Annotated in this window: 9 protein-coding genes; 3 read left to right on the forward strand and 6 right to left on the reverse strand. The window is 56.1% G+C overall.

Features of this window, described 5'->3' with window-relative positions; all coding sequences use genetic code 11:
* Window positions 1-136: 136 nt before the first annotated feature.
* The 4 genes from RID21_RS04585 to RID21_RS04600 form a co-directional block, all read right to left on the reverse strand.
* Window positions 137-1,390 (reverse strand): cytochrome-c peroxidase, encoded by a 1,254-nt coding sequence (locus tag RID21_RS04585; protein ID WP_350187382.1) that lies wholly within the window; start codon window positions 1,388-1,390, stop codon window positions 137-139.
* A gap of 267 nt (window positions 1,391-1,657) precedes the next feature.
* Complete coding sequence (locus tag RID21_RS04590; RefSeq protein WP_350187383.1) at window positions 1,658-3,550, reverse strand: ABC transporter ATP-binding protein; 1,893 nt, start codon at window positions 3,548-3,550, stop codon at window positions 1,658-1,660.
* Between the two features lie 282 nt (window positions 3,551-3,832).
* Window positions 3,833-4,258, reverse strand: a complete 426-nt coding sequence (locus RID21_RS04595) for a hypothetical protein (protein WP_350187384.1) — start codon at window positions 4,256-4,258, stop codon at window positions 3,833-3,835.
* Between the two features lie 188 nt (window positions 4,259-4,446).
* Window positions 4,447-5,403, reverse strand: a complete 957-nt coding sequence (locus RID21_RS04600; protein WP_350187385.1) for a DUF1559 domain-containing protein — start codon at window positions 5,401-5,403, stop codon at window positions 4,447-4,449.
* Between the two features lie 487 nt (window positions 5,404-5,890).
* On the opposite strand from RID21_RS04600, the gene RID21_RS04605 reads away from it, so the two are divergent.
* The 3 genes from RID21_RS04605 to RID21_RS04615 are packed head-to-tail and all read left to right on the forward strand — an operon-like array spanning window position 5,891 to window position 11,284.
* A complete protein-coding gene (locus tag RID21_RS04605) occupies window positions 5,891-8,899 on the forward strand; it encodes a PSD1 and planctomycete cytochrome C domain-containing protein (RefSeq protein ID WP_350187386.1) in 3,009 nt (1,002 codons plus the stop codon).
* Window positions 8,892-10,349: a DUF1501 domain-containing protein gene (locus RID21_RS04610; RefSeq protein WP_350187387.1), complete on the forward strand. Its 1,458-nt coding sequence runs from the start codon at window positions 8,892-8,894 to the stop codon at window positions 10,347-10,349. The genes RID21_RS04605 and RID21_RS04610 overlap by 8 nt, the downstream gene beginning before the upstream one ends.
* Entirely contained in the window at window positions 10,346-11,284 is a 939-nt protein-coding gene (locus RID21_RS04615) for an alpha/beta hydrolase (RefSeq protein WP_350187388.1), read from the forward strand. The genes RID21_RS04610 and RID21_RS04615 overlap by 4 nt, the downstream gene beginning before the upstream one ends.
* Window positions 11,285-11,291: 7 nt before the next feature.
* On the opposite strand, the gene RID21_RS04620 is transcribed toward RID21_RS04615, so the two are convergent.
* Together RID21_RS04620 and RID21_RS04625 are read right to left on the reverse strand one after the other, a co-directional pair.
* Entirely contained in the window at window positions 11,292-12,407 is a 1,116-nt protein-coding gene (locus RID21_RS04620) for a prenyltransferase/squalene oxidase repeat-containing protein (RefSeq protein ID WP_350187389.1), read from the reverse strand.
* Window positions 12,408-12,608: 201 nt separating this feature from the next.
* Entirely contained in the window at window positions 12,609-13,997 is a 1,389-nt protein-coding gene (locus RID21_RS04625) for a DUF1501 domain-containing protein (RefSeq protein WP_350187390.1), read from the reverse strand.
* Window positions 13,998-14,011: the final 14 nt, after the last annotated feature.

Below are 14,011 nucleotides of genomic sequence, written 5' to 3' on the forward strand. Positions count from 1 at the left end.
GACTATACGGTTTCACGGTCATAAATCAACCAGATCATTCACAAGAAGGAAGATGTTCTTTACTGATGTGCTGACAAAAAAACAGCCCGGCTGAGAAACCGGGCTGTCGAATTTAATAGACTATGCTACATCAGCCTTATTCAGGCAGACGTCCGGACTCTACTTTCGGGAAGGGGCCGGTGCAGGCTTTCATGAAGGCGACCAGGTCTTTTTTGTCCTGGGCCGACAGGTTCAGTTTTTTGACCTTGTCACTCAACCAGGGGTTAGGTGTGCCCCCTTTGTTGTAGTGTTCCACGACTTCTTCCAGCGTCTCCAGCGATCCATCATGCATGTAAGGTGCACTTTGTTCGACGTTGCGAATCGTGGGAGTTTTGAAGGCACCTTTGTCTTTTTCCTGTTTGGTGACTTCGTAGCGACCGAGGTCCGGTTTATCTGCATCCATGCCGACGCCCAGGTTGTGGTATTTTTCATCGGCCAGGTTCGGACCCAGGTGACAGGCGGCGCAGTTGACTTCTTCGCTGAAGAACAGTTTCATACCGCGTTTGGCACTGTCTGACATGGGATGTTTTTTTGTCATCGCCAGGGCCGCTTCGTACTCTTCCTTGAAGTCTTCCAGATCTTCCTTATCAAGTTTGAGGAATGGTTTGAGCTGTTCCTGATAATCGAAGGGAGTCGGTCCGGTCACCACGGCACGTTCGAAAGCCGCGATTGCTTTACCGACATTGTCAATGTTGACGCCGTCTTTGAAGATTTTCTTGAACTGCATCTGGTAGCCGGGAATCTTCTTGATTGTTTTGACGGCGGTCTCGTGTGTGTTACCCATTTCGATCGGGTTAGCAATCGGACCGACGGCCTGTTCTTCCAGAGTGGCGGCGCGTCCATCCCAGAACTGAGGACCACTCAGAATCCGGTTGTAGCTGATGGGCGAGTTGCGGCCCCCTTCCTGATCCCGGATACCGATGCCGAACTGTGTGTGTCGTCCCCAGCCTTCATCGGGATGATGGCAGCTGGCACAGCTGATGGTGTTATCGGACGAGAGACGCTTGTCGAAATAGAGCTGGCGACCCAGTTCAACTTTGGCGCGGGTCAATGGGTTTTCAGTGAGGCCCTGAATTTGAGCCTGACCGGCACTGAGGCCGAGGGGGAGCGTGACTTCCAGAATCTGGTGATTCTCGGGATTGTCGAGCCATTCTTTGATTTCGGCTTTGGTTAACGGTCCTTTGCCGGGAATTCCCAAGGTGAGTTCATCTGTACCCAACTGCACTTTGTTTGATTTTTTTTCGGCAGCCTGTGCTGTTCCCGTCTGTGTGCAGGTCAGTCCTGCCAGCAGGGCAGTCGCCATGCTGATTTTAAGCAGGAGCGGGTAGCTTCGGTGTTCCGATACGTTCATTCGAGTCTCTTCCTTTCCGGGGGCATCCCGGTGATTTAAGTATAACCAGTAAAACGAAAGGGGCTGTTAAGGTATCTCGACGGCATCCTGATCATGACGCAGTCGGTGATTGAGACAGTAATATTGGTTGAGGAATGTTTCAGGTGGGGAAACACTTTTACATCATATATATAAAATTGTACGCATGCATGCAGGGGTTTTCAATTTGGAACCTGTCAGACGGGGAGGGTTTTGTGGAATTGATTTTTTTCTGAAAGTCATTTCAGTTCAGCTGACTTCTGCCGGACTCGTCTGCAGCAGGACCATTTCCCGGTATTTGCCATCAGTCTCCATGAGTGTCTCGTGTGTGCCGGTTTCGATGATGCGTCCCCCCTCAAAGACGACGATCCGATTCGCGTGGGTAATCGTGCTCAGGCGGTGGGCGATCACAAAACAGGTGCGATTTTGCATCAATGTGGCGAGACTGTCCTGAATCAGGCGTTCGCTTTCTGTATCCAGGTTACTGGTCGCTTCATCAAGAATTAACAGACGGGGATCCGCCAGAATCGCACGCGCGATGGCCAGACGCTGTCGTTGTCCGCCGCTCAGTTTGACACCCCGCTCACCAATGAGGGTCTGATAACCTTGTGGCAGTTGCCGGATAAATTCATCGGCATTCGCGACTTCCGCAGCGTGTTGGATTTCGGACAACTCCGCATGCCGATTGCCGTAACCGATATTTTCTGCAACGGAGCCATCAAACAGAAAGACGTCCTGTTCAACGACGCCGATCAGGTGCCGGTAGCTTTCTACATCGAGGTCTTTCAGATCCTGGCCATCGAGCTGCACCTGGCCCGATGTTGGATCGTAAAATCGGGCGACCAGATTGCAGAAGGTGGTTTTGCCCGCCCCACTGGGACCCACCAGTGCGATGGTTTCTCCGGGGGCGATATCAATCGAAATTTCCTCCAGGGCATATTGCAGTGAGCCGGGATATTGAAAATTCACATCCTGGAAAGTGACGCGGCCTTCCACCTCGCCCCGACTGATTTTTCTGGCGGTGGCTGATTCCATTTCGCGAGGCTCTTCGAGTAGATCGAGTACGCGATCCAGTCCAGAGAGGCTGTTCTGGAACTGGGCGGCACTTTGTGCAAGCATGGCCAGCGGACCGAGCAGCATCAGCAGGTAGGCCAGAAACATCACCAGATCGCCCAGGGTGAGTTCTCCCTGCAGCACCTGCCAGCCGCCGTAGAGGAGCAGGCAGGCCGAAGCGATCGGGATCAGGGTTTCCCAGACAATTTCAATCAGTCGCGACCACCACCAGGCGTAAAGTTCCTGGCGACCCATCAGGTGGTTGCCGCGCAGCACACGTGTGGTTTCAGATCGCTGTCGCCCGAAGGCACGCACGACGCGCATGCCACCAAAGGATTCGGTTGCCAGAGCATCGACGGCGACGCGCTGCTGGCGGACTTTACGGTGTTGCGGACGAATCCGACTGATCCAGGTACGATGTGTGAGGTAGACCAGCGGTACCAGAAACAGGGCGCCCAGTAACAGGCGCCAGTCGACCCAGGCGAGAATGATCAGGCTCCCCAGTAACTGGATGATGGCGCGACAGGGATTGTAAAGCATGCCGAAGACCAGTTCGCCGACACTGCCGGCATCTTCGCGGAGAATGCTGGTCGCACCACCTGACTTGAGTTCCTGAACGCGGTGCAGGGGGAGGCGGACTGCGTGCGCAAAGACGAGTTTGCGGACCTTCATTTGAATCAACTTGGTGATGCGGGTTGCATGCCAGCGTCCCCAGATCTGCAGCGCGATACGCACCATGGAAATCAGAATCACACCAACAGTGATTGTGACCAGCAGAGGCCAGGGTTTATGTGGGATCCACGAGGGGAGATCAACGGGCAGCGGTTTCTGATCGAGGACATAGTCGACCACGAATTTTGTGGCCGCAGGTGGGATTAACGCGAGCAGGGTTGCAATCGTCAATGTACCCAATGACAAAAGTACTGAGGCACGGTAGTTTTTCAGCAGTCCCAGAAAGCTGCGGACCAGATCCCAGGAGGAACGGTCACGGTTGGACGCCTGTTTCTGCAGGGCCTTGATCTGGGTTTCACGAAATTCCGTTTTATATTCTTCAAACTGCTGGCGACTGGTACGCGAATGTGTAGTCATGAATGCTCTTTAAGGGAAACGATCGCTGGAACGAAATCGCATTTCCGGAGAGGGTTATTGAGTGATAATTGCGGGTATCTATTATTATAGAGAGTTTTGACGGGGAACAAGCCATTATTCCAGTAGATTCGCGTACACTTGGATATGGAAAGGCTCGAATTCAATCGGACGGGGACGAACTGGCGGGGATCAGTAGTGTGGAGTCGTCAGTGTGTTATTTCCCGACCTGCAGCAGATCAGTGTTTGATCTGCAACAGGACAGGAGTGAGAACATTCGCAGGCTCAGTTGGTCTTTTTAGGTTTGTCATCGGTCAGCGGGAAATCGATGGTGTTGGGTTTGTCTGGTTCGACTTTGACCACAAGACCGGAGTTTTCGAGATCGCCGTACCATTCTGGAATGACAGACACGGGACCGGCATTGCCGTTGACGGCGTCTTCCGGTAGGCCGGAACCCCCTTCGCTGGTCATGGCGGTGATCATGACTTTGTATTCGCCGGGGATCACGCCATCCGATTCATCGAAGGTTCCCATGAAATAGTTGCCATCGCGGTCGATATTACCCTGTGCGGGTGGACCGCCACCGACGGGAATAAAGACCAGCGAGCCGATATGCAGCGGCTCTCCATTATAACTGACGCTGCCTGTGACCGGGGAACGCGCCGGATGGCCATCTCCACAACCCCAGACGGAGATCAGCAGGACTAACATGACGGCTTGAACGAAACGATTGCGAAATATTCTAAAGTTGAAAGGTACAGGTCTGGTGATCATCTGAAATACCCTGGTAGTAAAGTGAGGTGTGGTAGGCGTTGAATGAAACCAATTCCGGTCATGGTAAATTTCTCCCGGAAAGAACAGACGCCCTTTTCGGGAGAAAACCATTTCAGGTGGTTAGATCACCATTCACCAAGGACTTCACCATTGGCTCTGGTGCCGAGTCCTTTGAACAGTGCGAGATCGATATTCTGACTGATGAAGTGGACGGAGCCGTCACCCATCAGGAAGTGTGCTCCACCAACGTGGTAGCTGGTGTAAGGGGTGTGGTTGGTACCAAAACTTCCACGGTAGTTAATGGGGAACTGGATGTTCTTGCTGTCCAGCATCAGTCGTCTGGTGTCGGTGTACCAGTACATGCCCCAGGTCCAGGGTTGGATGCCGCCCCAGCCGGCTTTCATCGAAGCTGACCAGCCGTAGGAAGAGGACGATTCCCCCAGCAGAATCGTGTTGGTAGTCCCGTCTATGACATCGCGGAATCTGGTTTTGCTCTGTGGGAAAATCAGACCGGTATTGGCCCAGCGGTAGTTATTCGAGTCTGAAGGGTTGGTGACATCTTCAACACGACCGGCACAGGCGCGGTAGTGCAGGGCTCCGTGACTCACAATCCAGGGAAGGGTTGAATTCACGATATCGGGAGATCGATTGCCCAAGGCAGATGAAGGGCAGGCGAAAACGGGAATGGGTCCCCAGATTTCGTTCCGGCCATTATGCGGTGCGGTATCGATTCGCCAGGGAGCGAGTTCACTGATCGGGTTGGGGGAGAAGGCTTCCATGGCGTGCAGCCGGGTCGCCTCGTCAATGTAGGGGAAAATTTTAGGGGCCCAGCCCATATGGTAACCACCGCCCGGATAGGTGGGAGTGGGATGGCTGCCGTTGGGTAAGCAGCCGAAGGTGTCGTGGTAGTTGTGGAAGGCCAATCCCAGTTGCTTGAGATTGTTTTTGCACTGAGATCTGCGAGCCGCTTCCCGTGCCTGCTGAACAGCTGGTAAGAGTAAAGCAATCAAGATTGCGATAATTGCGATGACGACCAGAAGTTCAATTAATGTGAATGCTTTGCGTCTTAAGTGGGTGCCCATTGTTCATTTCCTTTAAAAAATATGATAAACGGAAATCGATTGATTGAGCGGCTGAATGTATTTAAGAGCGCGAGATAAAGGAGAGTTATTTAAGTAAATATCACTAATTAATAATAATTGAGTTAGTCTATGTGTCAATCTTTTTTCCCATGAGCAGAGGCAGCAGAGCGAGGGGGGAAGTGCATTTTTCAGGATGCCTTGAGGAAAACTGATCAGTTTGTACTGATGTTTTTTTCACTAGATCGAAGAATCAGAATTTCGTTGACAGACGATCCGTATTCTGAAGTGACAGAAGATGGTTTCTCTGGACCTGAGGGTGGGGCGTAAGTACCATGAATGAAGCCGAAGGGATTCCATCCGGCTGCCTCCGTTCAATCTCCTGCCTGAATCTCAATCTGCATTGATTATCATGCCTGGTTTCTTCAAATTTCTCATCGCGCTTTCAGCTTTTTTTCTGATGGGCACAGTCTGCCTTGCGGAAGATGAGGTGAATTTCAGCCGTGATGTGCTGCCGATCCTTTCGGATCGTTGTTTTCACTGTCATGGTCCCGATCCCACACATCGCGAAGCCGGTCTCAGGCTGGATCTGCGTGAAGCGGCAATTGAAGATCGAGACGGTACGACTGCGGTCGTTCCCGGGAAACCGGAGCAAAGCGAGTTACTGGCACGGATCAGTACTGATGATCAAGACCTGCTGATGCCGCCCGTGGACTCGCACCGCAAGCCGTTGACGAAGTCGCAGGTGGAGACGATCCGCAAGTGGATTGAACAGGGGGCGCAGTGGGGGCAGCACTGGTCGTTTGAGCCGCCCGCGAAGGCGAAATTCAGCGCGGAAGAAACAAAGCAGCATCCGGTCGATGTGCTGGTACAGCGGAAGCTGGCTGCGGAGGGTCTCACGCTCTCCCCGACTGCGGCAAAGCGAACTTTGATCCGTCGGGTCTCGTTTGATCTGACAGGGCTGCCTCCCACGCCGGCCGAAGTCGACGCGTTTGTGAATGATGATTCGCCGGAAGCGTATGCGAAACTGGTAGATCGTCTGCTGAAATCAAAGCATTACGGCGAGCGGATGGCGATGTGGTGGCTGGACCTGGCCCGCTATTCGGATACGGATGGGTTTCAACAGGATGCGACCCGCACGAACTGGCCCTGGCGAGACTGGGTAGTGCAGTCGTTCAATGAGAACAAGCCCTTCGATCAGTTTACGGTCGAGCAGTTTGCCGGCGATCTGCTGCCGAAGTCGACTCCCGAGCAGCAACTGGCGACCTGCTTTCATCGGAATCACATGACCAATGGTGAAGGGGGCCGCGACCCGGAAGAGTCGCGAATCGATTATGTCATCGACCGGGTAAATACTACGGGGACCGTCTGGCTGGGGCTGACGCTGGGCTGTTGCCAGTGTCATTCGCACAAATTCGATCCCATTTCGCAGGCCGATTATTACAGCCTGTTCGCCTTCTTCAACAGTATTGACGAGGACGGCAAAGCGGGGAGTCGGGCAAAGCCTTATCTGAAGTATAAATCACCGCTGGTGGAGCGGGCGATTAAAGAGGCGGAGCAGGTCGTGCAGGACCGGAAGCCGCTGGAAGCCGCGGCCCGCAAACAGGCGGAAGTAGAGTTCGAACCTTGGCTGGCGGAGCAGATCCAAAAAGTCAAACAACAGGATTTTCAGGCCTGGTATCAGCCGCAGATTATCGGGCTGGGTTCGGTGGAAGGCACTGTGTTGAAACAGGAAGCCGAGGGGGTTATCCAGACGAGCGGGCCCGTCCTGCGCCAGGATGACTATCGGCTGACTGCATCAACGAAGTTGCCCCGCATTACCGGTCTGCGGCTGGAAGTCTTTCCGCATCCATCGCACACGGATGGAAAATTATCCCGGGGGAAAACCGGTGAATTCATTCTGACCGATGTGAAACTGCAGGTGCGTCGCGAGGGGAGCTCCCAGTTACGCGACATCGAAATTGCCTCTGCGGTGGCGGATGTTGAAAAGTCAGCCAAAGGTCGCAACTACGGCAAAATCAAAGACACACTGGATGACGATCCCCGTAACGGCTGGACGACCGAGACGTACTCGGCCCGCCAGCAGCATACTGCGGTGTTTGCACTGGCGGAGCCGCTGGTGCTCGAGCCGGGGGAAGAACTGATCTTTGTGATGCTGCATCGCTCCACCGAGGGTGATGCGAACATTGGTCGGTTCCGACTGCTGCTGACTGATCAGCCGGGGCAGGCCGTGCGGTCGCTCGATCCGATGCCGCTGGAAGCACTGGCCAAGGCGAATGTGAAAGAGCCGGGCCAGCTGGATTCGAAATTGAGAAAGCGTCTGCTCGAGCAGTTCCTGGTGGATCATGCCGATTACCAGCGAAGGAAGGCGGAGCTGGACCGGGCGAATGCCCAGTTGGCACAGGTCAAAAAAGCGGCCGGGGAACTGTCGGTGATGGTGCTGGCCGAACGCAAAGAACCGCGAAAGACGTATGTGCTGGAGCGGGGCGTCTGGGACAAGCATGGTAAGGAGGTTTCCCGCTCGGTGCCGGAAGCGATCCTGCCCCTGCCTGCTGAGAAAACGAAAGACCGGCTGGACCTGGCACAGTGGCTGGTGGCGGAACAGAACCCGTTAACGGCGCGGGTGGTGGCGAACCATCTGTGGCAGCTCTGTTTCGGCACCGGACTGGTGCGGACGCCGGGCGACTTCGGTTTGCAGGGAGAGCCGCCTACACACCCGGAACTGCTGGACTGGCTGGCCGTGGAGCTAATGGAACACGACTGGGATCTGCAACACATTCTGAAACTGATCGTCACCAGCCGGACGTATCAGCAGCGGAGCGACGTCACGCCCGAGCTGCTGACCCGCGATCCCGAGAACCGCTTGCTGGCCCGCGGAGCTCGCTTCCGTTTGCCCAGCTGGATGATTCACGATGCGGCCCTGCAGGCCAGCGGACTGCTCAACCCGGCACAAGGGGGGCCGCCGGTGATGCCTTACCAGCCGCCGGGTGTCTGGGCCGAAATGTTCATGGGACGCTTTACGTATGAACCGAGCCAGGGAGCGGCGCAGTACCGCAGGAGCCTGTATGCGTTCTGGCGACGTTCGAGTGCGCCGACGTTTCTGTTCGACAGTGCCCAGCGGCGGGTCTGTGAAGTGCAGCCGCGGCGGACGAATACTCCGTTGCAGGCGTTGACCCTGTTGAACGATGTGACGATTCTGGAATCTTCACGTGAGCTGGCACGGACTGCGATTCAAGAGGAACAGACGCCGGCTGAGCGGATCGATTTCATTGCCCAGCGGATTCTGTCCCGTGTCCTGACTGCACGGGAGCAGACCGTGCTGGAACGCGAGTATGAGCAGTCACGCGATTATTATCAGAGTCATCCTGAGGCCGCGCTGGAACTACTTGATGTAGGACAGCCGCCAGCCACGAGCAAGGTGGCACCCGATGAGCTGGCGTCCTGGATGGTGGTTGCGAGCATGATCTTTAACCTGGATGAGGCGATTACCCATGAATGAGCCACTGGAACATTCGGCACTGGAAGTCTCCCGCCGCTATTTTCTGGGGCAGGGCGCAGGCGTTGGTCTGGGTGCGATGGCGCTGGGACTGCTGGAAGCGACACGCAGTCAGGCGGCTGAGAAGGCACCAGTGATTGGTCTGCCCGATCTGCCGCACAAGCCACCCAAAGCGAAGAACGTGATCTTCCTGACACAGTCGGGAGGGCCGTCGCAGATTGAACTGTTCGATTACAAACCCAACCTGATGAAGTGGGCGGGGAAGGAACTGCCCGAAAGCGTAAGAGGCGGTCAGCGACTGACGACGATGACCGCTAATCAGAAGCAGCTGATTATGCCTTCGCGGACGAAATTCAAACGCTATGGCGAGAGCGGGGCGACGCTGGGCGAGTGGCTGCCTTACCATGGTGAAGTGGCGGACGAGCTTTGCTTCATCAAGTCGATGAACACCGATCAGATCAATCATGCGCCGGCGATGACGAAGTTTCTGACCGGACATCAGCTGCCGGGGCGACCGTCAATCGGGGCCTGGTCGAGTTATGGACTGGGGAGCGAGAACCGGAATCTGCCTGACTACCTGGTGTTGATCTCTAAGATGAAGCGGCCCAGCGATCAGCCGTTGTATGATCATTACTGGGGCAGCGGATTTCTGCCGTCCCGTTACCAGGGGGTGAAGCTGCGAAACGCGAAAGAGCCGGTCTTGTATCTGCGCGATCCGGACGGGATGCCGCGTCCGATTCGGCGGGGGATGCTGGACGGCATTGCGGAACTGAATCAGATGCGGCTCGAGCAGACCGGGGATCCCGAAATTGAAACCCGGATCCGGCAATACGAAATGGCGTGGCGGATGCAATCGAGTATTCCCGAGCTGAATGATTTGAGCGACGAGCCGGAATCGACGTTTGAGCTGTATGGTCCCGATTCACGTCGGCCCGGCAGTTACGCGGCCAACTGTGTGCTGGCACGGCGGTTGATCGAGCGGGGCGTGCGGTTCGTGCAGCTGTTTCACCCGGACTGGGATCATCACAGCCGTCTCGGATCCTGGTGCGTGGCCCGCTGTCGGGATACCGACCAGGCGAGTGCCGCTTTGGTGAAAGATCTCAAGCAGCGCGGTCTACTGGATGAGACCCTGGTGATCTGGGGCGGTGAGTTCGGCCGCGGTGTGGCGGGGCAGGGAAAATGGGACAGCCCCGAAGGGGGCCGCGACCATCATCCGCGGTGCTTCACAACCTGGCTGGCCGGGGGGGGAGTCAAGCCGGGGATGACCTACGGCATGACCGATGAATTCAGTTACAACGTGGCCGAGAATCCGGTGCATGTTCGCGATCTGCATGCGACTGTACTGCATCTGCTGGGGATTGATCACGAGCGATTTACGTATCGACATCAGGGACTAGATTTTAAACTGACGGGCGTTGAACCGTCCAGAATTGTTGAGGAGATACTGGTATGAGGCGGTGGGCGCTGCTGTCATTATTTGTTGCAGGCATGATTTGTGGGCTGGTGAGTGCTGTTGAGGCACGCGAGCCGGATGCGGTGATTGATATCTGGCCCGGGATGGCGCCGGGCGAAACGACTAAGAATACCGGGGAAAAACTGCCGCGACGGGAGAATGAAAATCCGCCGGCAACCCGCGTTAAAAATATTACGCGACCGCAGCTGTTTCTCTATCAGCCACCGGCGGGCAAACGGAACGGGTCGGCAGTGCTGATCTTTCCCGGCGGAGGCTATAACTACGTGGTCGCTGACAAAGAGGGATCAGAGACGGCCCAGTGGTTAAATTCGATGGGGATCACGGCGTTTGTGGTGCACTATCGAACCAAGCCTGGCAAGACTCCCCCCGAGCGGGCGAACGAAAAACTGCCGGCATTTTCTGAACGTCCTCTACAGGACGGGCAGCGGGCATTGAGCCTGGTGCGCGAGCGGGCCAAAGAGTGGGATCTGAAACCAGACCAGATTGGCGTGATCGGTTTTTCGGCAGGCGGTCAGGCGGCGGCGCTGGTGACGTCCCGGTTTGACGAACGGGCGTATCCGGCACAGGATGCGACCGACAAAGTTTCGTGTCGGCCGGACTTCAGCCTGTTGATTTATCCATGGCGGCTGATGGATGACAAGACCGGGAAACTGAATGAAGTTTTCACGGTTTCGAAAAAGACACCACCGGTGTTCATGGCTCACGCCCATGACGACCACGCGACACCGCTGAGCAGCATTCTGTATTATACGGCTCTCAAAAATAACGGCGTCGGGGCTGAACTGCACATCTATGAAACGGGCGGTCACGGTTACGGGATGCGTCCGGTGGCCGATTCGAATGTCGACAGCTGGACCGACCGCGCCGCAGACTGGCTGCGGCTGCGGAAACTGGCTTCGCCGGAATGTGATTAATCTTCGCTTAATCTTTTAAGGGAGCTGACTCGCAGTTCTTCAAGGCGAGCAGCGTGTAGGCGGTGACCAGGTTGGGGGCTCCTTCAAACCAGCGATTGGATTTGGAGTTGACCCAACTGCCATTGTCCTGCTGCAGGGTAAACAGGTGATCGGCGAGTTCCTTGCGCCAGTCGTGTGTTTTGCCTGTGCTGTCTTTGACCTGCGCGAGGTCGGCGGTGTCGAGTGCTTTGGCAAACAGCTGGTAATAGTAGTAGAGACCGTTGTCGCCCATCCCGGGATTGTTCTGGACGGTGTAGTTTTTTTGAATCCAGTCCAAGGCAGCTTTGACGCGGGGATCTTTGGGAGTCAAGCCCGCGTAGATCATGCTTTTGAGACCGGCATAGGTCATGCTGCCGTATGAGCGGAGGCCTTCGTCCTGTGTTTTGCCGGAAGGGGACGATCCGCCGGCGGCGACCGTGTAATAGAAGCCTCCATCGTTGATCTTCGCGGCAGCCGGTGAGGTGTTATATTCGCTTTCCAGGTTCTGACAACGGGAGACGAAGGTCAGTGCTTTTTGAATCGCGGGGTCATCGTCTTTGGCACCGGCGGCTTTGAGGGCCTGGATCATGAAGGCAGTGTTGGAGAGGTCGGGGCGACCGCCGTCGGGGCTGTAGCCTGCACCGCCGTAGGAGAGATCGCTGGGTTTCACATCTTTGCTTTCGTCGAATTGCAGACTGCGGAGGAATTTTCCGGCCTTGTTGATCTGCTCGTCATATTTGCCCGATTTGTTGGCGGCCTGCAGGGTCATCAGGGCGATGGCGGTTTCATAGCCAGCGTGATTGCTGCGAGCCGAACAGATGCGACCATCTTCCTGACAGAAAGCAGACAACCGGTTGAGTGCTTTGGCGACGGTGGGATCGTCGAGGGGGACGCCCGATTCAATGAGCGCGGTGGTGACCAGGGCGGAGATGCCGGCGGCTTCGCTGAAGGTCCAGGTTCCATCTTCGTTCTGGGAGTTCTTGAGGAACGTGATCGCTTTGTCACGGGACACTTTGAGTCGCGCCGGCTCCGGTCCGGCCGCCATGACCAGGCTGGTACTGAAGCTGAGGACACCGATTAACATCACTCGAAGAAAACCGACCATTTGATACTCCTGAAAGTTGAAAGAAATTTTGACGACTCATGAGCTGCATAATGCGGGAGCCGCAAAATGTGTTCCGGTTTCCCTCAAGTCTACGGCTGGTCAATCGGCGGGGAAACCCATTCTCTGAAGAGAAAAGGTGATTTGAGGTGTGGAAAATATCGGCGCAGGTGTCGCAAAAACCGTCAGGTGTGTGATATCAGATCAGGAGTTGAGAATCTGTTTGACCACGTGTCCGTGCACATCGGTAAGACGGAAGTCCCGTCCTGCGTGGCGGTAAGTGAGTTGTTCGTGGTCGAGTCCCATGATGTGCAGGATGGTGGCATGGAAGTCGTGGATGTGGACCAGGTCTTTCACAACGTAGTTACCGATGTCGTCGGATTCGCCGTGAATCACGCCGCCACGTACATTTCCGCCGGCCAGCCAGCAGGAGAACGCGTTGGGGTGATGCGTGCGGGATTTGGTTCCTTTGCCATCCTGGGCCCAGGGGGAGCGGCCGAATTCGGTGCAGAAGACGAGCAGGGTTTCTTCGAACAGGCCCCGCTGTTTGAGGTCGGTGATCAGGGCGGCGATGGGCTGATCGACGCGGCGGGCGTATTTTTCGTGCGAGGCCATGTCGCGGTGCGCGGCATCCCAGTTGTCCCGGCAGGCACCGACGGCGTCGATGATTTCGACAAAGCGGACACCCCGTTCGATGAGACGGCGGGCCATGATGCACTGGGCCGCATAGCTGGCCTGGTCTCCCTGTTCGGCTCCGTAGAGTTCGAGTGTTGACTTGGATTCCCGGGAGAGGTCGAGTGCTTCGGGGGCCTGGCGCTGGAGACCGGAGGCGGCTTTGAAGGTACTCATGCGACCGGAAAGCTTGGGATCGTGATCGCGGCGATCCAGGTGCCGCTGATTCAGTTTCTGCAGCAAGGAGAGTTCGAGCTGCTGGCGGGAATGCGACGTGGGAGATTTGAGATAGGGAATCGGATCGTTGCCGGGCATGACGCGGACGCCGGTGTTGACTGCGGGGAGGAAGTTGGCATCCCACAGCTGGGGTCCATTGTAGGGGCGATGCTCGGAGATAACGACGTGTGACGGGAGGTTCGGGTTGAATGATTTCAAGCCGTAACTCAGCCAGGCCCCCATGCCGGGCATGGCTGCGGTGGTGCTGCCGGTATGCAGCTGCAGGGTGGCTTCGCCGTGGTCGCGATGATCGCAGTTCATGGAGCGGATCAATGCGACTTCGTGCATCTGTTTGCGGATCTCGGGGAAGAGGTCGCTGACTTCGGTGCCGCACTCCCGGTTGGGGCGGAATTTCCAGAGTGGGGCTTTGAGATAGCGTTCTACTTTGGGCTGACTGGAGACGGCGGCTTTGTTTTCGTTGCCGATCGACTGGTCGTGCCGTTTGGTGAGTTCGGGTTTGGGGTCGAAGGTGTCGACATGCGAGTAGCCCCCGGACATGTAGAGCATGATTACGTGCTTTGCGCGGGGCCGGTGGTGCGGGGCCGCGAGTTCGGCAGGCAATACGCGCGGAAGCCAGAGACCTGCGGACGTTCCCAGGCCGGCTTGCAGAAGCTGTCGTCGTGAGATCAATGCGGAATCGGACATACTGCGTTCCTGGT

Source organism: Gimesia sp. (assembly GCF_040219335.1).
Taxonomy (GTDB): domain Bacteria; phylum Planctomycetota; class Planctomycetia; order Planctomycetales; family Planctomycetaceae; genus Gimesia.